A 22,643-nucleotide genomic window follows, 5' to 3' on the forward strand; every position below is an offset into this window, starting at 1 on the left:
GCGCTCGGTCCCGGTGCGGCCGGCGGGTCAGCCGGCCGCGGCCACCAGTCCGAGTTCGGCCGGCGAGACGAGCAGCGGATGCCGCGGCACGACGCGCACCGTGTACCCGAACGCGCCCGCCCGGTCGAGCGTGACCGTGCCGACGTAGACGCGGGTCGCGGCATCCGTCGTCGACGCCCCGTCGGGCACGAGCTCGGCGACGTTCGCGTCGTCGATGCGATCGTCGCCGTGCGAGTGCCCGTAGACGACCTCGACGGCGACGTCGGACTCGGTCAGCGCGCCCAGCGCGACGTGCGCGCGCAGGTGCAGCTCATCGCCGACGTGCGGCGTCGACTCGACGCCGCCCGACTCGACGTGCGCGACCTGGACGCCCGGCCACGCGGTCCGGACGCGGGCGCCCCACGCGGCGAGTTCCCGTGCGGGTTTCGCGCCGTCGGCTCCGACGACGGCGGCATGCTCGGCCGCCGGGCGGTACAGCCGCTCGACGTACTCCCGCACCATGCGGTCGGCGCCGAGCTCGGGCGCGAGGTTCGCGAGCGTGCGGCGCACGCGCGCCATCCACTCGGTCGGCACGCCGTCGCGGTCGCGGTCGTAGAAGAGCCGGGTGATCCGGTGCTCGATGAGGTCGTAGAGGGCGGATGCCTCGAGCCGATCGCGCTCGGCCTGGTCGCCCGCGGCATCCGCCGTGGGGATGACCCAGCCGTGGTCGTCCGCGGCGTACTCGGCCCACCATCCGTCGAGGATCGAGAGGTTCAGGGCGCCGTTCATCGCAGCCTTCATGCCCGACGTGCCGCAGGCCTCGAGCGGGCGCAGCGGGTTGTTCATCCAGACGTCGCAGCCCGGGTACAGCAGCTGGGCCATCCCGATGTCGTAGTCGGGCAGGAACACGATGCGCTCGCGGAGCTCGGGTCGCTGGGCGAACTGCACGAGTCGCTGGATGAGCCGCTTGCCCTCGTCGTCGGCCGGATGCGCCTTGCCGGCGATCACGAACTGCACGGGGCGGTCGGGATTGGTGAGGATCGCCGCGAACCGCTCGGGGTCCTGCAGCATGAGCGTCAGCCGCTTGTACGTCGGCACGCGGCGCGCGAAGCCGATCGTGAGCACGTCGGGGTCGAGCACGCGGCGCACCCAGTCGGGCGCCACGGCGCCGCCGTGCTGGTCGGCCCACGCGGTCGCGAGGCGGCGACGGGCGTCCTCCACGAGCTGCAGGCGCATGCCGCGCTTCACGCCCCACAGCTCGGCGTCGCTCACGGCGGCGCTCAGCCAGTCCGCGTGCTCGGTGTCGCCGGTGCCGAGCCGTTCCTCGGCGAGCGCGAGCAGCGCCGGGTCGGTCCAGGTCGGCGCGTGCACGCCGTTCGTGACCGAGGTGATCGGCACGTCGTCGGCGTCGAAGCCGGGCCAGAGGTCGCCGAACATGCGCCGGCTGACCTCGCCGTGCAGCTTCGACACGCCGTTCGCGCGCTGGGCGAGCCGGAGCCCCATCATGGCCATGTTGAACGCACTGTCCTCGGCGGGCACGCCGGGCTCGAGGCCGAGCGGGAGGGCGTCGGCCGGGTCGATGCCCGGCAGCAGCCCCGAGTCGAGGTAGGCGGCGACGAGGGCGCGATCGAACCGGTCGATTCCCGCGGGCACGGGCGTGTGCGTCGTGAACACCGTCCCGGCGCGCACGAGCTGAAGCGCCTCGGCGAACGAGAGCCCCTCGCCGATGCACGCCGAGATGCGCTCGAGGCCGAGGAACCCGGCGTGGCCCTCGTTCATGTGGAACACGTCGGGGAAGTGCCGGCCGGTGAGCGCGCTCCACGCGCGGAGGGCCCGGACCCCGCCGATGCCGAGCAGCAGCTCCTGCTGCAGCCGGTGCTCGCCGCCGCCGCCGTAGAGCCGATCGGTGACCTGGCGGAGGTCGTCGTCGTTCGCGGGGATGTCGGTGTCGAGGAGCAGCAGCGGCACCCGGCCGACCGCGGCCTGCCAGACCCGGGCGTGCAGGCTGCGGTCACCGGGCACGGCGAGCGTGACCTGCACGGGCGTGCCGTCGGCGCGGCGCAGCACCGACAGCGGGAGCCCGTCGGGGTCGAGCGCCGGGTAGCGCTCCTGCTGCCAGCCGTCGGGCGCGATCGCCTGCGAGAAGTACCCGGCCTTGTAGAACAGGCCGACGGCAACGAGCGGCACGCCGAGGTCGGACGCTGCCTTGAGGTGGTCGCCCGCGAGGATGCCGAGTCCGCCGGAGTACTGCGGGAGCGCCTCCGTGATGCCGAACTCGGGCGAGAAGTACGCGACCGTCCTCGGCGTCCCGGCGCCGAGCGACTGGTACCAGCGCGGCTCCGAGACGTAGGCGCGGAGCGCCGCACGCTCGTGTTCGGCCCAGCCGACGAACCCGTCGTCGTGCGCGAGTTCGTCGAGACGGCGCGGGTCGACGTCGCCGAGGAAGGCGATGGGGTCTCGCCCCGACCGGCGCCAGCCGGCGGGATCGATGTGCTCGAACAGGCGGCGCGTCGGTTCGTGCCACGACCAGCGGAGGTTCGCGGCGAGCTCTTCGAGGGCACCGAGCTGCGGCGGGACGACGGCCCTGACGGTGAACTTGCGGATCGGTTTCACGGGGTCCACCCTACGCAGCGCCGTGTGTCCGGAAGATGAACGGGGGCGATGCGGCCGCGTCGCGCGCAGCGCCGCGCAACCGGTGTCGGTCCCACCCCATCCGCGCTACGGTCGGAACGTGACGAGCCGCCCAGTCCGCGCCGGCCGGATCCCCGTGACCCGGCTCACGCCCGCCCTGCCCGATCCGCGATGGAATCCGAAGGCGTTCTCCGGGGAGGTGGTCCCGTTCCGCGCCACGGTGTTCCGCGAGGGGCACGACCTCGTGGGCGCGATGCTGGTGCTCACGAGCCCCTCCGGCGTCCGGCAGCGTCACCGGATGGAGGCGCTCGCCGCGGGCACGGACCGCTGGGAGGCGAAGGTCCGGCTCGACGAGCTCGGCACCTGGCGCTGGCGCGTGACGGGGTTCGGCGACGAGGTCGGCACGTGGGTGCACGACGCCGAGGTGAAGATCGACGCCGGCGTCGACGTCGAGCTCATGTACGAGATCGGGGCGCGGCTCGCCGAGCGCGCGGCGAAGGAGGCCGGCCGGCCGGCGGCCGTGCGCAAGCGCCTGAAGGCGTACGCGGCGGCCCTTCGCGACACGGATGCCGCGGCATCCGCTCGTCGGGCGCTGCTCGAGGACCCGCTGCTGGAGGAGTTCCGTTCGCGCCCGCTCGCCCGGCTCACGACCGACTCCGAGGAGCACGAGATCCTCGTCGAGCGGAGGCGCGCGGGCGTCGGCTCCTGGTACGAGTTCTTCCCGCGCTCGGAGGGCGCGCGGCAGCTGAAGAAGGACGGCTCGTGGAAGTCGGGCACGTTCCGCACCGCGCAGCGCCGACTCGACGGCGTCGCGGCGATGGGGTTCGACGTCGTCTACCTCCCTCCGATCCATCCGATCGGGTTCGCGTTCCGCAAGGGACCGAACAACACGTTGACGCCCGGTCCGCACGACCCCGGCTCGCCGTGGGCGATCGGCGCCGCGACCGGCGGGCACGACGCCGTGCACCCCGAACTCGGCACCCTCGCCGACTTCCGCGCGTTCGTGCGCCGCGCCGCCGCGCTCGGCATCGAGATCGCGCTCGACCTCGCGCTGCAGGCCTCCCCCGACCACCCGTGGGTCGCCGAGCACCCGGAGTGGTTCACGACCCTCCCCGACGGCACGATCGCGTACGCCGAGAACCCGCCGAAGAAGTACCAGGACATCTATCCCGTGAACTTCGACGACGACTTCGAGGGACTCGTCGTCGAGGTGACCCGCATCGTGCGGCACTGGATGAAGCAGGGCGTGCGGATCTTCCGAGTCGACAATCCGCACACCAAGCCGCTCGCCTTCTGGGAGCGGCTCATCGGCGACATCAACGCCACCGACCCCGACGTGGTGTTCCTCGCGGAGGCGTTCACGCGCCCCGCCATGATGCAGGCGCTCGCGATGGTCGGGTTCCAGCAGTCGTACTCCTACTTCACCTGGCGCAACACCAAGGCCGAGCTCGAGGAGTTCCTCACGAGCGTGTCGCAGGAGACCGCCGACTTCATGCGGCCGAACCTGTTCGTGAACACCCCCGACATCCTCACCGAGTACCTGCAGTTCGGCGGCCCCGCGGCGTTCACGGTGCGCGCCACGATCGCCGCGACCGCGGCGCCCACCTGGGGCGTGTACTCGGGCTTCGAGCTGTTCGAGTCCGTCGCCCGGCCGGGTGCCGAGGAGGCGATCGACAACGAGAAGTACGAGTACAGGCCGCGCGACTTCGCGAAGGCCGAAGCGGATGGCACCTCGCTGGCGCTGTACCTCGGCATCCTGAACCGCATCCGCGCCGACCATCCCGCGCTCGGGCAGCTCCGCAACATCCGGTTCCACTACAGCGACGACGACTCGGTACTGGTGTACTCCAAGCACCTCGAGGGTCGCTTCATCGAGGGGCACGGACCGGACGACCACGACACGATCCTCGTCGTCGCGAACGTCGACCCGCACTCCGTCCGCGAGACGACCGTGCACCTCGACCTGCCGGCGATCGACCTCCCGGCCGGCGGCACGTTCGAGGTCGAGGACCTCGTGACCGGCGAACGCTGGGCGTGGGGCGAGCACAACTACGTGCGACTGGACGCGTTCACGCAGCCGGTGCACATCCTGCAAGTGATTCGAGGCACGGCATGACCGACACGACCCCCGTCCAGGCTCCGCCGGTGCACGACGACCTCCTCCGTGCCGTCGCGGAGGGCCGCTACCACGATCCCCATCAGGTGCTCGGCCAGCACGGCTTCGAGACCGCCGGAGCGGGCGGAGCGCGCACGGTGATCCGCGTTCGGCGGCCGCTCGCGGCATCCGTCACCGCCGTGCTCGACGACGGCGTCGAACTCGCCCTCGAGCACGCCGGCCACGGCATCTGGGCCGGCGCCGGTGCGTTCGGACCGACCGGATACCGCATCCGGGCGCGCTACGACGACGGCGCCGAGTGGACCGCCGACGACCCCTACCGGTACGCGCCGACGATCGGCGAGCTCGACCTGCACCTCATCGAGGAGGGTCGGCACGAGGAGCTGTGGACCGTGCTCGGCGCGCACCACCGCGAGTACCCGTCGATCACCGGGCCGCTCCGCGGCGTCTCGTTCACGGTCTGGGCGCCACGCGCCCGCGCGGTGCGGGTCGTCGGCGACTTCAACCATTGGGACGGCCTCGGCCACGCCATGCGCAACATGGGCTCGAGCGGCGTGTGGGAGCTGTTCGTCCCCGACGTCGAGCCGGGTGCGGCGTACAAGTTCGAGATCCTCGCCCAGTCCGGCGAGTGGCTCATGAAGGCCGACCCGATGGCCCGGCGCGCCGAGGTCGCGCCCGCGACCGCGTCGGTCGTCGCGACGAGCGGGCACGACTGGGCCGACGGCGAGTGGATGTCGCAGCGCGCGCACCGCAACCCGCACGAGTTGCCCATGAGCATCTACGAGCTCCACCTCGGCTCGTGGCGGCCCGGCAAGGGGTACCGCGACATCGCGGACGAGCTCATCGAGTACCTCCAGTGGCTGGGCTATACGCACGTCGAGTTCCTGCCGCTCGCCGAGCACCCGTTCGGCGGCTCGTGGGGGTACCAGGTCACCGGCTACTTCGCGATCACCTCGCGCTTCGGCAGCCCCGACGACCTGAAGTACCTGATCGACCGTCTGCACCGGGCCGGCATCGGCGTGCTCATGGACTGGGTGCCCGGGCACTTCCCGAAGGACGAGTGGGCGCTCGCGCGCTTCGACGGCGAGCCGCTCTACGAGCACCCGGACCCGCGACGGGGCGAGCAGAGGGACTGGGGCACGCTGGTCTTCGACTACGGCAACCCGCGCGTGCGGAACTTCCTCGTCGCGAACGCCCTGTTCTGGCTCGAGGAGATGCACGTCGACGGCCTGCGGGTCGACGCCGTGGCATCCATGCTCTACCTCGACTATTCGCGCGAGGAGGGCGAGTGGCTGCCGAACTGGTACGGCGGGCGCGAGCACCTCGAGGCGATCGGCTTCCTGCAGGAGGCGACGGCGACGGCGTACAAGCGCAACCCCGGCGTCGTGATCGTCGCGGAGGAATCGACCTCGTGGCCGGGGGTCACGGCGACGACCTCGTCGGGTGGGCTCGGCTTCGGCTACAAGTGGAACATGGGGTGGATGCACGACACCCTGCAGTACATCCAGCGCGACCCGATGTACCGCTCTCACCACCACGGCGAGCTCACGTTCTCGTTCCTCTACGCGTTCAGCGAGCACTTCATCCTGCCGATCAGCCACGACGAGGTCGTGCACGGCAAGGGATCGCTGGTCCGCAAGATGCCCGGCGACCACTGGCAGCAACTGGCGAACACGCGCGCCTACCTGGCCTACATGTGGGCGCACCCCGGCAAGCAGCTGCTGTTCATGGGCCAGGAGTTCGGGCAGCTCTCAGAGTGGAGCGAGGAGCGCGGCCTCGACTGGTGGATCCTCGACCAGCCGAGCCACCGCCAGCTCGCCGAGCTCGTCGGCCGGCTGAACCGAACCTACGCCGAGACGCCCGCGCTCTGGCAGCTCGACGACGACTCCGCCGGCTTCGACTGGGTCGAGGGCGGTGCCGCCGACATGAACGTGATCGCGTTCCTCCGCTACGACCGCGACCGCCGGCCGCTGCTGTGCATCGTGAACTTCGCGGGGAATCCGCACGAGGGCGTGCGTCTCGGCCTGCCGTTCGCGGGCCGCTGGCGCGAGGTGCTGAACACGGATGCCGCGGAGTTCGGCGGGTCGGGCGTCGGCAACCTGGGCGGGGTCGACGCGACCGACGAGCCGTGGGCGGGCAAGCCGGCCTCGGCGGTGTTCACCCTGCCCCCGCTCGGCGCGCTCTGGTTCACCCCGGAGGTCGAGTAGCACCGGCGAGCGGGCGCCGGCCCGGACCGGGACCGGGTGGGTCGAGGATCACCGGCGCAGCCGGAGCGACCGAGACCTCAGTAGAGCAGCATCGCCAGCCGCCGCCGGGCCGCCGCCACCCGCGGGTCCTCCACGCCGACCACCTGGAACAGCTCGAGCAGTCGCTCTCGCACCCGGTTCCTGCCGGCTGCGTCGAGCGTCGGGAAGAGCTCGAGGAGTCGTGCGAACGCGTCGTCGACGTGCCCGCCGGAGAGATCGAGGTCGGCCACGTCGAGCTGCGCGTCGAGGTCGGTCGGCGCCGCCGCCGCCCGATTGCGGATCTCGTCGAGCGTCTTGCCGTGCAGGCGCCCCAGCAGGTTGGCCTGCGCGAGGCCGGCGACCGCGAGGTCGTCGCGCGGGTCCTGTGCGATCGCGGTGCGGTACGCGGATGCCGCGGCCTCGTAGTCCCCGCGGCTGATCGCGTCGAACGCCTCCTGGTGCAGCGGCGGCAGCGGCTCCTCGACCGGCTCGTCCGCGGCTCCGTCGACCTCCTCCGCGCCGTCGGCGGCGGGCACGCGCCCGGTCACGCCGTTGCGTTCGGCCACCTCGAGCAGCTGATCGAACACCTGGTCGATGACCTCGTCGGGCTGCACTCCCTGGAAGAGCGGCACGGGCTGGCCGGCGACGAGCGCGACCACCGTCGGGATCGCCTGCGCCTGGAGCGCCTGGACGAGCTGCGGGCTGCGGTCGGCGTCGGCCGGGGCGAGCACGAGCCGGCCCTCGCGGGCGTTGACGAGACGCTCGAGCGAGGCGACGAGCTGGGTCGACTGCTCGCTCCACGATGCCCAGAGTGCGAGCACCACTGGTACTGAACGCGACAGCTCGAGCACCTGGCCGAAGCTCTGGTCGTCGACCGCGGCGACGTAGCCGCCGGGGGTTCCGGCGACGGGCGCCGCGGCATCCGCAGCCCTGCGCTCGTCGCGGTGGACGAGCGAGGACAGGTCGACCGCACCGCGAAGGCTCGCGGGCTCGTGGGGCGGGAACGCGTTCGTCACTTGACCTCCGATGCGCCGATCAGGGATTCGGACCAGCCCAGCAGGCGGATCTGCTCCTCGGATCCGACCGCTGGGACGTAGAACATGAGCTGGATGCCGATGACGCGCTGGACGCCCTTGGCGCTCTTCTCGTCGAAGCCCGAGAGTGCGGCGCCGGGCTGGCCCTCCGTGAAGCCGATCGTGCCGCCGTCGTTGGGTGTGACCTTCTCGGTCTGCGTGATCGAGACCGTCACGAGCGCCCCGGAGTCGTTCGTCGCGAGGGCCACCGTCGGGCTGTCGCCCGGCGCATTGGAGAACGCGACGTCGGCCGTCTCCGGAAGGTCGGCGGCGATCGCCTGCTGCCCCTCGACGCCGAGCTGCTGGCGGATGATGTCGCCCTCGGGGTCGAAGAACTGCGCGTACTCGGATTCGTCCCCCTTCAGCAGGACGTCGGCGTACGCCGGTGCGACCTGGCCGGTCGGCATGACCAGGCCCTTGAACTCCGGGTTGATCGGCGGAGCGCCGATCGAGGCGGGAGCGACCTCGGGGACGTCGGCATCGGGCACGAGCGCGGTCGCGTAGAGCACCTTGTAGTTCTCGCGCGGCGACTCCTGGCGGAGCACGAGCGCGGTCGGCGCGATCGTCTCGTCATCGCTGTTCTTCGCGATCGTGAGGACCGTACGCGGCCATCCGGTGGCCTGCTGCGGAAGGGTCAGGGTGAGCGGCGATGCGGGGATCGCAGGCAGCGCGGCGTGGTCGGGAAGGGACTTGCGGATCGCGTAGTTCGCCTTGCGCGCCTCGAAGGCGGGACCGGTGAAGCGCTCGGCGAGCCGTTGCGCATCGGCGTCGGCGTCGGCCTCGGTCGTGAACACGGCGATGCGGCGCATGATGCGCTCCATCTGGGGCACGGTCACCGCGGGCACCACGGCCGGGGTCTCGGGGTCGGCCGGCTCGGCCTCCTCGCCCTCGCCCTCGGGGGCCGTCTCGACCGGAGTGGCCGGCGCGGTCGTCTCGGGCGCCGACGACAGGTCGGGCCAGTAATCGGCCGAGCACCCGGACAGGGCGATCGCGGGCACGAGCAGCACGGGGAGCAGCGCGACGCGGCGCGCGCGGCCGCGGGACGGGCCCGCACCGCCGGCGCCGAGTGCCGCGCGCTGCGATCGCGGCGGTTTCGGAGCGCGCATGAGCTTGCCCCTGGGTCCCTTCGGGAGGTTGCGACGCGGCCCGCGCGAGCGGCGGTGCGCGAAGACGCCCGAGATCACGAGGATGATCCCCGCGAGGAAGAGCACGGCGCCGCCGGCGATGAGCGGACCGGCCCACGGCGTGGCGTTGTCGAGGGGCCAGGCGACGACGATCCGGCCCGGCGCCGGCGCCGTGCCGTCGGAGGCGACCAGCACCGTGATGTCCTCGGGAACGTCGACCGTGGTCGTCAGCGTGCGATCGCCCGTGAACTCGTCGAGCCAGAGGTCGCTCCCGGCAGGGGATGCGGCGGGGTCCGGCTCGTCCTCGGCATCCTCGGCGGCCTCCGGCTCCTCGGTCGCCGGCGCAGTCGGAGTCGCGGGCGTCGAGTCCTCGACGGGCTCCGCGACGACGACCTCGCTCGTGAGCTCGGCCGTCTCGCCGTCGTAGCCGATCGAGACGTAGGGGTCGTCGCCGATCCAGCTCAGCACGTCGTCCGTCCGCCCGTAGGAGAGGTACACCGGGCCGCCGCCGGAGACGGTGATCGTCTGCTTCCCGGGGTTGGCTGCGAGCGCCTCCGGCGTGAGCACGGTGTAACTGGCCTGGTTCTCGACGACCGTCCCGAGCGTGACCTTGTCCGGCTCGAGGAAGACGGTCCGTTGGGCGATGCCGATGCCGACCAGCACGGCGGCAGCAGCGAACGCCAGAATGGCGAGGACGAATCGCACTCGGGTTACCTCCAGGCCGCGGGGGCGGCATCCGACAAAGACACCCCACACTACCGACGGTGTCTGGGAGTCTCCTAACCGATGTCTGTGTGACATCGGCCTCCTGCGGCACGTCGCCGAGCCGTATGATCGGAGGCGACCCGCGCGCCCCCCCCCACAACCCCCCACAACGCGGGACACGGACCCCGGAGGAAGAATTGGCCGTCGAAGAGACCGAGTTCACGCAGGTGTTCCGCGGATACGACAAGGACGAGGTCGACCGCAGCATCAACCAGCTCCGTCGCGAGATCATCGCGGCGAACAACGCGTCCGGCGACGCGCAGAAGGAGAACAAGCGACTCCTCGCGCGGATCGAGGAACTCACCGCCGAGCTCGAGGAGGTCGGCAGCCCGACGTTCTCCGGCCTGGGCACGAAGCTCGAGAACACGCTGCGGGTCGCCGAGGAGCAGTCGACCCGGCTCATCGCCCAGGCCGACATCGACGCGGAGAAGCTGCGCCGCGCTGCCGAGGACGAGGCGCACCTCATGCGCTCCGACGCGCACGAGCTCGCCGAGCGGACGCTCAGCGAGGCCCGCGCCCAGGCGAATCGCCTCCTCGAGAACGCCCGCGCCGAGGCCGACGACATGGTGGCCCGCGCGCACGAGGCGAGCGAGCAGGCCCGCGACGACGCGAACCGCGACGCGGCGTCCATCCGCGGCACCGCATCGACCGAGGCAGCCGAGGTCCGCGCCACCGCGAAGCGCGAGTCCGCCGCCGTGGTCGCGGAGGCCGAGCGCAAGGCCGCGGAGATGCTCGTCGCCGCGAACACCGAGGCGAACGAGGCCCGTGCCGCCGCGGCCGGCCTCCAGGAGGAGACGGAGCAGACCCGCGCCGAGGTCGCGATCGAGCTCGACCAGAAGCGTGCCGAGCTCGCCAAGGAGACCGAGCAGGCCCGCATCGACCTCGCCAAGCAGACCGAGCAGGCTCGCCTCGACCTCGAGCGCGAGACGGCCGAGGCCCGCGCCGCGCTCGACGCCGAGATCGAGGAGCGCCGCGCCGTGCTCGAGCACGAGCTCGAGCAGGCGCGCACCGACCTCGACCGCGAGCTCGAGTCCGAGCGCGCCAAGCTCGCGCAGGAGCGGGATCAGGTCGCTGTAGACCTCGAGCGCGAGTCCGAGACCGCCCGCCTCAAGCTCCAGCACGAACTCGACCGCATGCGCGCGAAGCACGCGGCCGAGCTGGAGCAGATGCGCGCCGACCTCGCGCTCGAGCAGGAGCAGGCCCGCGCCGACTTCGAGGCCGAGGCCGAGCAGGCCCGCATCGACCTCGACAACCAGCTGACGTCGATGAAGAAGAAGACCACGCACGAGGTCGACCGGATGCGCCGCGAGATCGAGCGCGCACGCATGGACCTCGAGGCCGAGCTCGCCACCAAGCGCGACGAGGCCGAGCAGGAGCTGCTCGCCGCCCAGCAGGAGGCCGCGGACCAGACGAAGAAGTTCCTCGAGGACGCCAACGCCGAACTCGCCGAGGCGGTCGCCCGGACGAACGACGCGCGTGCCGAGGCCGATCGACTCGAGACCGAGGCGCGCACCGACATCGCCGACGCCCGCGACCGGGCCGACGAGGAGGCACGCGAGCGGGTCGCCGCGGCGCACTCGCAGGCGCGCAAGCTCATCGCCGACGCCGAGGAGCGCACGCGCGCCCTCGTGGCGGACGCAGAGGACCGCCTCGCCCAGATTAGGATCGAGCGAGACGCCGTCGCCGGCTACTTCGAGAGCCTGCGCGGCGTGCTGACCCAGGCGGAGCAGGTGGCGAACAAGTAACGCGAGACGAGGGAGCGCGCGGATTGAAGATCCAGAACGCGTTCCGCATCGCGCTCGTCGGCACGCTCGGCGTGGGCACGGGACTCGTCATCCTGTCCGCCGTGTCGAGCCTGTCGACGATCCTCACCTACATCGGAGCAGCGCTGTTCCTGGCCCTCGGCCTCGAACCCGCCGTGAGCGGGCTCGAGCGCCGGGGGCTTCCGCGTTGGGGCGCCATCCTGCTGGTCATCGCAGGGGTCGCCGCGGTCGTCGCCGCGCTGCTCATCGCGGTGATCCCGATCATCGTCGACCAGGTCGCCGAGCTCATCTCGCAGATCCCGGGGATCATCGCGCAGATCAACCGCGTCGACTGGATCGCCTGGCTGCAGGAGCAGTTCCCGCTGCTCCGGATCGAGGAGATCAGCGAGCAGGCGGGCGCGGCGCTCACCGACTTCTTCACCAACCCGAACCGCCTGAGCGAGCTGCTCGGCGGCGTGTGGGCGGTCGCCATCGCCATCGGCGGCGGCGTGTTCGCCGTCATCGTCGTCGCGGTCCTCACCATCTACTTCACCGCGTCGCTCGACACGATGAAGCGCGCGACGTACCAGCTCATCCCCGCCTCGCGTCGGGCACGTTTCGCCGACCTGACCGAGCAGATCACGCAGTCGGTCGGCCGTTACGTGATCGGCCAGGTCTCGCTCGCGGCCGTCAACGGCTTCCTGAGCTTCGCGTTCCTCTCGATCATCCAGGCGCCGTTCCCGGCGGTGCTCGCGTTCATCGCCTTCCTGTTCTCGCTCGTGCCGCTGGTGGGCACGCTGACGGGCTCTGTGATCATCGTCCTCATCTGCCTCATCCCGGGGCTCGGATCGCCGCTCACGGCGCTCGTGGCGGCCGTGTACTACCTGATCTACATGCAGGTCGAGGCGTACGTGCTCGCGCCGCGCATCATGAGCCGCGCCGTCAAGGTGCCCGGGGCGCTCGTGGTCGTGGCGGCGCTCGCAGGCGGCGCGCTGCTCGGCATCCTCGGAGCACTCGTCGCGATCCCGATCGCCGCGGCGATCCTGCTGATCATCAAGCAGGTCGTCATCCCGCGCCAGAACGAGCGCTGAGCCCGGCCGCGGTGACCCTGCGTCGGGTCGGTGCGCGGACGCGCCGCCCCGCCGTCACCCGACACGCCGACGCTGCCGGGTCAGGCCTCCGGAATCGAGACGGATGCCGCGGGCCACTCGGTCGCGAGCGGGAGCGCGCCGGGGTTCACCGCCCGAACGATCTCGTCGAGCACGCGGCGCGTCTGGGACTCCCCCACCCACAGGTGCTTGCCGCCCTCGACGTCGATGCGCGTGAGGTTCGGCAGCCCCGCGAACCGCTCGGCCGCCTCGGCGGGCTTCAGGAAGTCGTCGTGCTCCGGGATCAATGCGACCATCGGGACCGGCGCCGATCGCCACCGCGCGAGCTCCTCGTCGCTCGTGCGATGCAGGGGCGGCGAGAGCAGGACTGCGCCGGCGATCCCGTGCTCGAGCCCGTACTTCAGCGCGAGCTCGGTGCCGAAGGACCACCCGACGAGCCACGGGTCCGGCAGTCCGCGCTCGGCGACGAACCGCATCGCCGCGGCGACATCCGCTCGTTCGCTGACGCCGTGCCCGAACTCGCCCTCGCTCGTGCCGCGGTCGGAGCTCGTGCCGCGGGTGTTGAAGCGGAGCACCGCGAGGTCGGCGAGCGCGGGCAGCCGTGCGGCGGCCTTGCGCAAGATGTGCGAATCCATGAAGCCGCCGGCGGTGGGCAGCGGGTGCAGCGTCACGAGCGTCGCCACGGGCGCTCGCTCGAGCGGCGTCGCGAGCTCGCCGACGAGGCGGAGGCCGTCGTCGGTGCGCAGCTCGATCTCCTCGCGGCGCGCGGGCAGCAGGACGCCGGCGCGGATCTCGGTCGTCTCGGTCACGGTCTCGTCGGTCACGTCGGTCCGATCCTCCAGCAGTGGGTGTGCCAGTGCCGGCGCGAGGCGAGGTCGGCGGCGTCGCCCAGGACGCCGTCGGCACGCCAGGTCACGAGGTGCGCGACACCGGGCTCGATCTCGAGTCCGCAGCCCGGGCAGAGGTAGGCCTTCACGGCCTGCGCCTCGGACACGGGCTGCACGTTCCATTCGCGGCCCGCCCTGACCTCGGTCCGGCGCCAGCCGGCCGTCATGCGGGCGACGTCGAGCTCCGGGTGGGGCTCGCGCGCCTTCGCGGCGCGACCACGGGAGCGGTTCGAGCGGGCCATCGGTCCAGTCTACGGTCGGGGCGGGATCCGATCCGGCGGCGCCGGATCAGTACCAGCCGACGCTCTGCGAGTGCGCCCAAGCGCCGCAGGGCGTGCCGTACCGGGCCTGGATGTAGCCGAGGCCCCATTCGATCTGCGTGGCCGCGTTGGTCTCCCAGTCGGCGCCGGCCGTGGCCATCTTGGACCCCGGAAGCGCCTGCGGGATGCCGTAGGCGCCGCTCGAGGCGTTGTACGCGTTCACCCGCCAGCCCGACTCCTTGTTCCACAGGGCGACGAGGCAGTCGAACTCCGTCGTCGGCCAGCCCCGTGCGGCGACGGCCTGCGCGCCGTACGCCTGCGCGCTGCCCGGGTCGGGGACGACCGCGGGCGGGGCCCATCCGGCCGCGGCGGCGGCTTCGGGCTCGGGTTCGTCGGGCTTCGCCTCGACGACGTAGCCCTCGGACGCCACGGCGAGCGACGAGTATCCCTCGTCGAGCTCGACCTCCTGCGCGGCCTCCCCGCCGAAGCGGTCGACGGGGACGTAGGTCGAGGTCGCCGTGGCACCCGAGTACGGGTCGACGACGTTGACGAGCAGGAAGCTCACGGATGCCGCGAACGCGAACACCACCGTCGCGGCCTGCTTCACGGGGCCGGTCACGCTCCGACGCTCGGCCGCTCGAGGCGTCGATGAGTTCGACGCCGTGGCCGGGCGCGAGAGCCCGGGCCGGGCCGGACCGGGCGCCGGACGCTGCAGCGACGCTCCCGGCTGCGGGGCCGGCCGCACGGGCCGTGTCGCCGCCCGATCGAGCATCGGCCGATCCACTCGACCCGGCGTCTCGACGGGACGCCTCGACCGAGCCTCGGCCGCGGCGTCGTCGCGCGCCCAGCGCTCGCGGACGGCATCCATCGGCATCTCGTCGTACTCACCCGAATGCCTGCCCACGATTGACCGAGTGTATCGGAGGGAGTCCCCTCTGGCGAACCCCTGCTCGCTCACCGGACCGCGAGCATGACGTCGACCACGGCGTCGAGGACCAGGTCGACCTGCGCCTCGCGATACCCGCCCCGCTGCGCGGAGAACACGACGGCGCGCACGTCGTCGATCGCGATGGGCCAGCCGTCGCGGAAGTACCGGGTCAGGCGGTCGGCGAACGCGTCGACCTCGTGCACGTCGTAGCCGACGGCGAGCCAGCTCACGCGATCGAATCGGGCGCCCTCCGGGCGGGCGAGGCGGTTCGCGACGACCTGGGCGGTCGTGCGGGCCTCGGCGAGCCACGCCTCGTCGCCGTGCAGGCGGGAGGCGATCTGGCGCTCCCGGAACGCGAACGCGTCCTCGAGTCGCTCCATCGCGGCGTCGACGTGCGACGTCGAGTACCCCCCCTTCTGCATCGAGAACGCGGTCAGGCGGATGCGCTCGGCGTCGAGGCTCTCGTCGTCGGGTGCGGCTCGGCCGTCGTATGCGCGACGAGCGCGCTGGAGGAAGTCCTCGACCTCGGCGGTCTTGTAGCCCAGCTGGTTCCTGCGGGCCCGGGGGAACGTGGCATCCACCGCACCAGTATCGCGCACGCCCGTCGGTTCCTCGCGCACGCTCATCCGAAGAGCTGGAACGCGGCGAACGCGACGGCGGCAGACGGCAGGATCGAGTCGAGTCGGTCGAGGAACCCGCCGTGGCCCGGGAGCCAGGAGCTCATGTCCTTGATCCCGAGGTCGCGCTTGATCAGCGACTCGGCGAGGTCGCCGAGGGTCGCCGACAGGAAGATGGCCCCGCCGAAGACGAGCCCGAACCACCACGGCTGCCCCAGCATGAACAGGCCGAGCAGCACACCCGCGATGAGGCTCGCGAGCGCGCCGCCGGCGAACCCCTCCCAGGTCTTCTTCGGGCTGATCACCGGCGCCATCGGATGCCGGCCGAAGGCGAGCCCCGACGCGTAGGCACCGGTGTCCGCGGCGACGGCCGTGATGATGAACGCCAGCGTCCACCACTGGCCCCCGTCGGCGGCGGTGAGCACCACGGCGAATGTGGCGAGGAAGGTCACGTAGCCCTGCACGAAGAGGGCGGCGCCGACGTCGCGGGCGAGGCCCGACGTCTCGGAGCGCACGGTCGACGACATCTGCTCCGCGAGTCTCCAGACGACGACGAGCAGCATGCCGCCGAGGACGGCGACGAGCTGTCCGGCCGGCCCGAAGTAGTACGCGACCGGAACGGCGACGATCGCGGCCGCGACGGTCGGGATGCGCGGCACCTTGTATCCGCCGTGCTTCAGCGCCGTCGCCAGTTCGGAGCTGGAGAACCCGGCCAGGACGACCGCGAACACCATGAAGAGTTCCTTGAACACCAGCAGGCTGAGCAGCAGGGTGCCGCCGAAGGCCAGGCCGATCAGGGTGGCGAGGAGGAGGTTGCGGCCCGTGCGGGCGTTGATCCGCTCCTGCGCCTCGTCGAACTGCGCGCGTGAGGCCTCGAACTGCCGTTCGAGGTCCACCCGCCGCGCATGCATCTGCGCGCGGAGCTCATCGCGCGTCGAATGCCTCTGGTCTTCGGCGTCCGACCCTTCCCCGTCCGGGGCGCCCGTCATCGTGTCGCCTCAGACCTCGAGAAGTTCGGCTTCCTTGCGCTTCAACGCCTCGTCGATCTGGTCGACGTGGGACTTGGTGACGTGCTCGAGCTCCTTCTCGCCGCGTGCCACCTCGTCATCGCCGACCTCGCCCTTGAGCGCGTCGAGGTCGTCCTTCGCCTTGCGACGGATGTTGCGGACCGAGACGCGCGCGTCCTCGGCCTTGGCGCGGACGATCTTCACGAACTCCTTGCGACGCTCCTCGGTGAGCTCGGGAAGCGTGACGCGGATGATGTTGCCGTCGTTCGACGGGTTCGCGCCGAGGTTCGGCGTGTCGCGGATCGCCTGCTCGATGTCCTTCATCGCGCCCTTGTCGTAGGGCGTGACGACGAGCGTGCGCGCCTCGGGGTTCGCGAGCGACGCGAGCTGCGCGAGCGGGGTCGGCGTGCCGTAGTAGCTCACCATGATCTTCTGGAAGAGCTGCGGGTTGGCGCGGCCGGTGCGAACCGAGGCGAACTCGTCCTTGGCGACCTCCACGGCCTTCTGCATGCGTGCACTTGCTTCGGACAGTACATCCGCGATCACGGGGACTCCTTCTCTCGGGCTCGGGACAGTCTATCGATCGGCGGTCGGCTCGCCGTTGCTGACGATCGTGCCGAGTCGCTCGCCGAGGATCGCCTTCGTCACGTTGCCGGCGGGCTCCATGCCGAAGACCTGCATGGGCATGCCGTTGTCCATGCAGAGGCTGAAGGCGGTCGAGTCGACCACCTTGAGGCCGCGCTGCAGCGCCTCCTGGTAGCTGATGCGGTCGATCTTGTGCGCGTCGGGGTTGGTCCGCGGGTCGTCGGAGTAGACGCCGTCGACGCCGTTCTTGGCGACCAGGACCACGTCGGCGCCGATCTCGAGCGCACGCTGCGCGGCGACGGTGTCGGTCGAGAAGTAGGGCAGCCCCGCACCGGCGCCGAAGATGACCACGCGGCCCTTCTCGAGGTGTCGCTCGGCACGCCGCGGAATGTAGGGCTCCGCCACCTGCGTCATCGAGATCGCGGACTGCACGCGCGTCTCGGCGCCGGCCTGCTCGAGGAAGTCCTGGAGGGCGAGCGAGTTCATCACGGTGCCGAGCATGCCCATGTAGTCCGCCCGGCCGCGGTCCATGCCGCGCTGGCTGAGCTCCGCGCCGCGGAAGAAGTTGCCGCCGCCGACGACGATCGCGACCTCGACCGTGCGGGCCGCGTCGGCGATCTCACGGGCCAGCGAGCTGACCACGTCGGGATTGACCCCGAGTGCGCCGCCGCCGAACGCCTCGCCCGACAGCTTGAGCATCACCCTGCGCGTGTGTTCCGTCATCCCCGACCGATCCTTCCCCTCTGCGACTCAAAACTAGTGGTTCCCGGCCCGCGCCGCAGTGCAGGCGGGACCGCGCCGTGCCCGAGGCGCGCCCGCGGCATCCGGACACAGCAAAGGAGCCCGGACCGCATGATGCGATCCGGACTCCCCTGGCACGTGTTACGCGCCGACCTTGAAGCGAGCGAAGTCGCTCACCGTCAGACCGGCGTCCTGCACGACCTTGCCGACGGACAGCTTGTTGTCCTTGGCGTAGTCCTGCTCGAGCAGCGCGACCTGCTTGAAGAACGCGCCGAGGCGACCCTCGACGATCTTCGGGAGGGCGGCCTCGGGCTTGCCCTCCTCGCGGGTGATCTGCTCGACGAGCGCACGCTCCTTCTCGACGGCCTCCGCCGGGACGTCCTCGCGTGTGAGGTACTCCGGCGCGGCGAACGAGATGTGCTGCGCGATCGAGCGCGCGGTCTCCGCGTCGTCGCCCGCGTAGCCGAGGACCACGCCGACCTGCGGGGGCAGGTCCTTCGAGGTCTTGTGCAGGTAGATCGAGAAGTGCTCGCCCTTCACGAGGCGGACCCGACGCAGCTCGACCTTCTCGCCGAGGATCGCGGCCTCGCCGTCGATGAGCTCGGCGACGGTCCCGCCCTCGGCCGGCGCGGCCAGGGCGGCCTCGACGGTCTCGGCGCGGGATGCCGCGACGGCCGCGAGCACGCGGTCGGCGAGGCCGACGAACTTCTCGCCCTTGGCGACGAAGTCGGTCTCGCAGGCGAGCTCGATGAGGGTCGCGGTGCCGTCGCCGTTCTCGGCGGCGGCGACGAGGCCCTCTGAGGTCGAGCGGTCGGCGCGCTTGGCGTTGCCCTTGGCGCCCTTCAGGCGAAGGATCTCCGTCGCCTTCTCGATGTCGCCGTCGGCCTCGACGAGCGCGTTCTTGGTGTCGGTCATGCCGGTTCCGAGCTGCTCGCGGAGCGCCTTGATGTCGGCGATGCTGACGTTGGCCATGTGGAATGGACTCCCTGTCGTTTCGGAGTGGATGAAGGGGTGGCGACTACTCGGCGGCCGACTCGGCCGGAGCCTCGGCCGGCTCGGCCGACTCCTCGGCCGGAACCTCGGCCTGGACCTCGGCGGCCTCCGCCTTCGCCTCGGCGACGGTCTCCGCGACCTTCTCGGTCTCGGCGGAGGCCTGCTCGGGGGTGGTCTCGGCGCCGGCCTGGAGGAGCTCCTGCTCCCACTCGGCGAGCGGCTCGGCCTCTTCGCCCTCTTCCGGCTTCTGGTGGCGCTGGATGAGGCCCTCGGCGGCGGCGTCGGCGATGATGCGGGTGAGCAGGCTCACCGAGCGGATCGCGTCGTCGTTGCCCGGGATCGGGTACTGGACCTCGTCGGGGTCGCAGTTGGTGTCGAGGATGCCGATGACGGGGATGCCGAGCTTCTTGGCCTCGTCGATCGCGAGGTGCTCCTTCTTGGTGTCCACGACCCAGAGCGCCGACGGCGTCTTCGAGAGGTTGCGGATGCCGCCGAGCGACTTGTGCAGCTTGTCGAGCTCGCGCTTCTTGAGGAGCAGCTCCTTCTTGGTGAAGCCCGAGGTGGTGCCCTCGAAGTCGAGCTCCTCGAGCTCCTTCATCCGCGCGAGGCGCTTGGAGACCGTCGCGAAGTTGGTGAGGAGGCCGCCGAGCCAGCGCTGGTTGACGTAGGGCTGGCCCACGCGGGTGGCCTGCTCGGCGATCGACTCCTGCGCCTGCTTCTTGGTGCCGACGAAGAGGATGGTGCCGCCGTGGGCGACCGTCTCCTTGACGAAGTCGTAGGCCTTGTCGATGTAGGCGAGCGACTGCTGGAGGTCGATGATGTAGATGCCGGAACGCTCGGTGAAGATGAAGCGCTTCATCTTCGGGTTCCAACGGCGGGTCTGGTGCCCGAAGTGCACGCCGCTGTCCAGCAGCTGGCGGATGGTGACGACGGCCATGGCCGTTCTCCTTCTGTTCTCAGTTGATGCCCCGGCCGGCGGCCGGAAGCCCTGGTGCCCGGCACGGCTCCGCCGGCCCGCGCCGGGAAGGGCACGAGCGGGACTGAGTGGAGTCGGTGGCCGAATGGGCACGCGTAGTCGCCCCGACAGGCGGGACGCTCCGGACATGCTATCACGGCGCCGCCCGGCGACCCCTCCTCCCCAACCGCGGCGGGCGCTCCGCTCCGGGCGGTCCCGCGGGCCGACGGCGGGCGGATGTCGCGATCCGCGATCCTCGTCGCATGCACCCGTCTCCCCTGCCCGGACGGGCCGTCGCGGTGGCCGCCGCCGGCCTGCTCGCCTCGTTCCTCGTGATCCTCGGCCCCTCCGCGACGGCCTCGGCCTCGCCGTCGCCCCGCCCGGCGGCCTCTGCTGCGCCCGCCTCGACCCGCACGTCGGGCTCCGACGACGACCCGTCCGTCATGCGCTGGACCTGGCCGGTCGGCCCGCCCGCCGTGCTCGTGGCGCCGTTCCGCGCTCCGCCGACGCCGTACGCCGCCGGGCATCGCGGCATCGACCTCGCTGCGACGCCCGGCGGGACGGTGGTCGCCGCCGACGACGGGGTCGTGTCCTTCGCGGGTCCGGTCGCGGGACGCGGCGTGCTCTCGATCGACCACGGCCGAGGCGTCGTGAGTTCCATCGAGCCGGTCGCGGCCGCCGTCGCGGCCGGCGACGCCGTGCGGGCCGGCCAGACGGTCGCGACGGTCGATGCCGGCGGTCACTGCCACGACGACTGCGTGCACTTCGGCGTACGCATCCACGGCGAGTACGTGTCCCCGCTCCTCATGTTCGGCGGCGTGCCGCGAGCGGTCCTGCTGCCGATGGGGCGGTGACGGAGCGCCGGATCGAGCCGCGCGGTCGCGCGAGACGCCGGGCGGTCCGCCGGCCGGGGTCCGTCCACGACGGGACGCGGCTCAGGCGCGCGGGTGCGCGGTGCGATAACTCTGCTTGAGCCGCTCGGCCGAGACGTGCGTGTAGATCTGCGTCGTGCCGAGGCTCGCGTGCCCGAGGAACTCCTGCACGGCGCGGAGGTCGGCCCCGCCGTCGAGCAGGTGCGTCGCCGCGCTGTGCCGGAAGGCGTGCGGGCCCGCGGGGCCCGACCCCGGCAGGTCCGCGAGGAGGCCCGCGACGAGGCGGTGCACGCTCCGGACGCCGAGCCTCGCGCCGCGGACGCCGACGAACACCGCGTGCGCGGCGTCCGCGTGCGCTGCACCCGTCGACGCCGCCGCGCCGCGCGCATCCGACGTGGCGGCGGCCGCGAGCAGCGCCGTCCGAGCCGACCCGAGGTAGCGCTCGAGCGCCGCCGCCGCAGGCGCGCCGTACGGCACGACGCGTTGCTTCGACCCCTTCCCCGTGACGCGGACCGTCCGGTTGCCGCGGTCGATGTCGTCGACGCCGAGTCCCACGAGCTCGGACACGCGCAGCCCGCACGCGTACAGCAGCTCGATCAGCGCGAGGTCGCGCACCGCGACCGGGTCGCCCTCGGCGGCCCTGATCTGGAGCGCGTCGAGCAGCGTCGCGACGGCCGGTGCGGCGACGACGCGGGGAAGCGTGCGCTTCGCACGCGGCGCGCGCAGCCGTGCGGCGGGATCCGCCGGCAGCGCGCCGGTGCGCTCGAGCCAGGCGCAGAGCCCCCTGGCGGACGCCGCGCGTCGCGCCACGGTCGCCCGCGCGAGGCCGCGCTCCGTCGCCTCCCACAGCCAGTCGCGGAGCAGGTGCAGGTCGATCCCGTCGGCGCCGGTCACGGCTCGCGTCTCCGCGAACCGGATCAGGTCGGTCAGGTCGGACCCGTAGGCGGCCGCGGTGTGCTCCGAGTAGCCCCGCTCGAGGCGCACGTGCTCGAGGTAGCCGTCGACCGCGGCGTGCAGTGCGATCGGCCGGGCGGAATCGCGGTCGAGCGGCTCGGGTCGGACGGATGGAGCCGGATCAGCCATCCGTCACCCACTCGCGCTTGCGCGAGAACCGGTCGAGTCGTCCCTCCTCGTCGAGCGCCTCGACCTCGGCGAGGAACTGCTCGCCGAAGCTCGTGATCTCGCCGAACGACCCGACGGGGACGACGGAGGTGACGACGGCGTCGTCGAAGCAGTGCACGAGGGAGAACGACCTGCCGCCGTCGATGCCGACGAGGTGACGGGCGGGCGCCGAGAGGTCCATCGTGTAGGCGAGGGAGCCCGCCACCGAGACGGGGATCCCTGCGAAGGTCCCCTGGGTCGGGTAGTGCAGGTGGCCGCCGAGGATGGCGCGCACGTCGCGGTCGCGGACCACTTCGGCGAACTCGTCCTGCCGTCGGAGTTCGAGCACGTCCATCAGGGCGAGAGGGGTGGCGATCGGCGCGTGGTGCAGGGCGACGATCGTCCCGTTCGGCGCCGGCTCCGCCAGCACCACGTCGAGCCAGTCGAGCGTCTCGGCCTCCAGGATGCCGTGGTGGTAGCCCGGCACGCTCGAGTCGACCGTGACGATGCGGAGCCCGTCGAGGTCGATCACCTGGTTCACGGGACCGTCGTCGCCGCGGTCGTCGCCGAGCAGCACCCGCCGGAACGGCTCGCGCTCGTCGTGGTTGCCCATCACCCAGACGATGCGCGCGCCAGTGATGTCGGCGACCGGGTCGAGCACGGCCCGGACCCGCCGGTACGCGTCCTCCTCCCCCAGGTCGGCGACGTCTCCCGTGACGAGGATCGCATCGAGCCCGCCCGTCATCCGCGAGAGCTGTTCCGCGGCGCGGTGGAGGTTCGAGACCGTGTCGGCACGCCCGCCGAGCGGCGCACCGCCGTCGAGGAGGTGCGTGTCGCTGAGATGCGCGATCACGTGCCGCGCCGCGGGGTACCTGCCCAGCCGAGGATGATCCATGTCTACCTCCGCCGCCAGCCTAGGACCACGACCCGCAC

General features: G+C 71.9%; 19 protein-coding genes. 5 read left to right on the forward strand and 14 right to left on the reverse strand.

Going from position 1 to position 22,643, the window contains the following annotated elements:
* Window positions 1-27: 27 nt before the first annotated feature.
* Window positions 28-2,592: an alpha-glucan family phosphorylase gene (gene glgP, locus ACULK2_RS10610; RefSeq protein WP_445967214.1), complete on the reverse strand. Its 2,565-nt coding sequence runs from the start codon at window positions 2,590-2,592 to the stop codon at window positions 28-30.
* A gap of 175 nt (window positions 2,593-2,767) precedes the next feature.
* Between glgP and ACULK2_RS10615 the strand changes: the two genes are divergently transcribed.
* Window positions 2,768-4,726, forward strand: coding sequence for a maltotransferase domain-containing protein (locus ACULK2_RS10615; protein WP_445967586.1), 1,959 nt, complete (start codon window positions 2,768-2,770; stop codon window positions 4,724-4,726).
* Window positions 4,723-6,933 carry a 1,4-alpha-glucan branching protein GlgB gene (gene glgB / locus ACULK2_RS10620; protein ID WP_445967215.1) on the forward strand — a complete coding sequence of 737 codons (2,211 nt, stop codon included), beginning with the start codon at window positions 4,723-4,725 and terminating at the stop codon, window positions 6,931-6,933. Before ACULK2_RS10615 ends, glgB begins: the two co-directional genes overlap by 4 nt.
* A 77-nt stretch (window positions 6,934-7,010) precedes the next feature.
* Here the strand turns inward: glgB and ACULK2_RS10625 are convergent, their stop codons facing one another.
* Window positions 7,011-7,967 carry a tetratricopeptide repeat protein gene (locus ACULK2_RS10625; protein WP_445967216.1) on the reverse strand — a complete coding sequence of 319 codons (957 nt, stop codon included), beginning with the start codon at window positions 7,965-7,967 and terminating at the stop codon, window positions 7,011-7,013.
* On the reverse strand, window positions 7,964-9,853 hold the full coding sequence (locus ACULK2_RS10630; RefSeq protein WP_445967217.1) for a DUF8094 domain-containing protein: 1,890 nt from the start codon (window positions 9,851-9,853) through the stop codon (window positions 7,964-7,966). Before ACULK2_RS10630 ends, ACULK2_RS10625 begins: the two co-directional genes overlap by 4 nt.
* A 197-nt stretch (window positions 9,854-10,050) precedes the next feature.
* Here ACULK2_RS10630 and ACULK2_RS10635 point away from each other — a divergent pair, with 197 nt between their 5' ends.
* Both ACULK2_RS10635 and ACULK2_RS10640 read left to right on the forward strand, forming a co-directional pair.
* Entirely contained in the window at window positions 10,051-11,658 is a 1,608-nt protein-coding gene (locus ACULK2_RS10635; RefSeq protein WP_445967218.1) for a DivIVA domain-containing protein, read from the forward strand.
* A 23-nt stretch (window positions 11,659-11,681) separates the two neighbouring features.
* Window positions 11,682-12,746 carry an AI-2E family transporter gene (locus tag ACULK2_RS10640; RefSeq protein WP_445967219.1) on the forward strand — a complete coding sequence of 355 codons (1,065 nt, stop codon included), beginning with the start codon at window positions 11,682-11,684 and terminating at the stop codon, window positions 12,744-12,746.
* Between the two features lie 80 nt (window positions 12,747-12,826).
* Here ACULK2_RS10640 and ACULK2_RS10645 read toward each other — a convergent pair whose 3' ends face one another.
* From ACULK2_RS10645 to rpsB, 9 genes are all read right to left on the reverse strand, one after another.
* On the reverse strand, window positions 12,827-13,588 hold the full coding sequence (locus ACULK2_RS10645; RefSeq protein ID WP_445967220.1) for an alpha/beta hydrolase: 762 nt from the start codon (window positions 13,586-13,588) through the stop codon (window positions 12,827-12,829).
* On the reverse strand, window positions 13,585-13,893 hold the full coding sequence (locus ACULK2_RS10650; RefSeq protein ID WP_445967221.1) for an Rv1322 family protein: 309 nt from the start codon (window positions 13,891-13,893) through the stop codon (window positions 13,585-13,587). Before ACULK2_RS10650 ends, ACULK2_RS10645 begins: the two co-directional genes overlap by 4 nt.
* 46 nt (window positions 13,894-13,939) lie before the next feature.
* A complete protein-coding gene (locus tag ACULK2_RS10655; protein ID WP_445967222.1) occupies window positions 13,940-14,530 on the reverse strand; it encodes an aggregation-promoting factor C-terminal-like domain-containing protein in 591 nt (196 codons plus the stop codon).
* A 335-nt stretch (window positions 14,531-14,865) separates the two neighbouring features.
* Window positions 14,866-15,459 carry a DivIVA domain-containing protein gene (locus tag ACULK2_RS10660; protein ID WP_501044916.1) on the reverse strand — a complete coding sequence of 198 codons (594 nt, stop codon included), beginning with the start codon at window positions 15,457-15,459 and terminating at the stop codon, window positions 14,866-14,868.
* 2 nt (window positions 15,460-15,461) lie between these two features.
* Window positions 15,462-16,352: a phosphatidate cytidylyltransferase gene (locus ACULK2_RS10665; RefSeq protein WP_445967224.1), complete on the reverse strand. Its 891-nt coding sequence runs from the start codon at window positions 16,350-16,352 to the stop codon at window positions 15,462-15,464.
* 102 nt (window positions 16,353-16,454) lie between these two features.
* Window positions 16,455-17,009, reverse strand: a complete 555-nt coding sequence (gene frr, locus ACULK2_RS10670) for a ribosome recycling factor (RefSeq protein WP_445967225.1) — start codon at window positions 17,007-17,009, stop codon at window positions 16,455-16,457.
* Between the two features lie 30 nt (window positions 17,010-17,039).
* Window positions 17,040-17,771 carry a UMP kinase gene (pyrH, locus tag ACULK2_RS10675; RefSeq protein ID WP_445967226.1) on the reverse strand — a complete coding sequence of 244 codons (732 nt, stop codon included), beginning with the start codon at window positions 17,769-17,771 and terminating at the stop codon, window positions 17,040-17,042.
* A 159-nt stretch (window positions 17,772-17,930) separates the two neighbouring features.
* Window positions 17,931-18,761, reverse strand: coding sequence for a translation elongation factor Ts (gene tsf / locus ACULK2_RS10680; RefSeq protein WP_445967227.1), 831 nt, complete (start codon window positions 18,759-18,761; stop codon window positions 17,931-17,933).
* Window positions 18,762-18,807: 46 nt separating this feature from the next.
* Window positions 18,808-19,719 (reverse strand): 30S ribosomal protein S2, encoded by a 912-nt coding sequence (gene rpsB, locus ACULK2_RS10685; protein ID WP_445967228.1) that lies wholly within the window; start codon window positions 19,717-19,719, stop codon window positions 18,808-18,810.
* A 281-nt stretch (window positions 19,720-20,000) separates the two neighbouring features.
* On the opposite strand from rpsB, the gene ACULK2_RS10690 reads away from it, so the two are divergent.
* Window positions 20,001-20,591 (forward strand): peptidoglycan DD-metalloendopeptidase family protein, encoded by a 591-nt coding sequence (locus ACULK2_RS10690; protein WP_445967229.1) that lies wholly within the window; start codon window positions 20,001-20,003, stop codon window positions 20,589-20,591.
* 81 nt (window positions 20,592-20,672) lie between these two features.
* Here ACULK2_RS10690 and ACULK2_RS10695 read toward each other — a convergent pair whose 3' ends face one another.
* Window positions 20,673-21,692: a tyrosine recombinase XerC gene (locus ACULK2_RS10695; protein WP_445967230.1), complete on the reverse strand. Its 1,020-nt coding sequence runs from the start codon at window positions 21,690-21,692 to the stop codon at window positions 20,673-20,675.
* A complete protein-coding gene (locus ACULK2_RS10700; protein ID WP_445967231.1) occupies window positions 21,685-22,605 on the reverse strand; it encodes a phosphodiesterase in 921 nt (306 codons plus the stop codon). The genes ACULK2_RS10695 and ACULK2_RS10700 overlap by 8 nt, the downstream gene beginning before the upstream one ends.
* Window positions 22,606-22,643: the final 38 nt, after the last annotated feature.

The organism is Agromyces molybdatiresistens (assembly GCF_052748445.2).

What these genes read in the sequence shown, in the direction of transcription:
- ACULK2_RS10690 (WP_445967229.1), top strand. Translation starts at nt 20,001, where the DNA reads ATGCACCCGTCTCCCCTGCCCGGACGGGCCGTCGCGGTGGCCGCCGCC.
- ACULK2_RS10700 (WP_445967231.1), bottom strand. Translation starts at nt 22,605, where the DNA reads ATGGATCATCCTCGGCTGGGCAGGTACCCCGCGGCGCGGCACGTGATC.
- glgB (WP_445967215.1), top strand. Translation starts at nt 4,723, where the DNA reads ATGACCGACACGACCCCCGTCCAGGCTCCGCCGGTGCACGACGACCTC.
- rpsB (WP_445967228.1), bottom strand. Translation starts at nt 19,719, where the DNA reads ATGGCCGTCGTCACCATCCGCCAGCTGCTGGACAGCGGCGTGCACTTC.
- ACULK2_RS10650 (WP_445967221.1), bottom strand. Translation starts at nt 13,893, where the DNA reads ATGGCCCGCTCGAACCGCTCCCGTGGTCGCGCCGCGAAGGCGCGCGAG.
- tsf (WP_445967227.1), bottom strand. Translation starts at nt 18,761, where the DNA reads ATGGCCAACGTCAGCATCGCCGACATCAAGGCGCTCCGCGAGCAGCTC.
- ACULK2_RS10695 (WP_445967230.1), bottom strand. Translation starts at nt 21,692, where the DNA reads ATGGCTGATCCGGCTCCATCCGTCCGACCCGAGCCGCTCGACCGCGAT.
- pyrH (WP_445967226.1), bottom strand. Translation starts at nt 17,771, where the DNA reads ATGACGGAACACACGCGCAGGGTGATGCTCAAGCTGTCGGGCGAGGCG.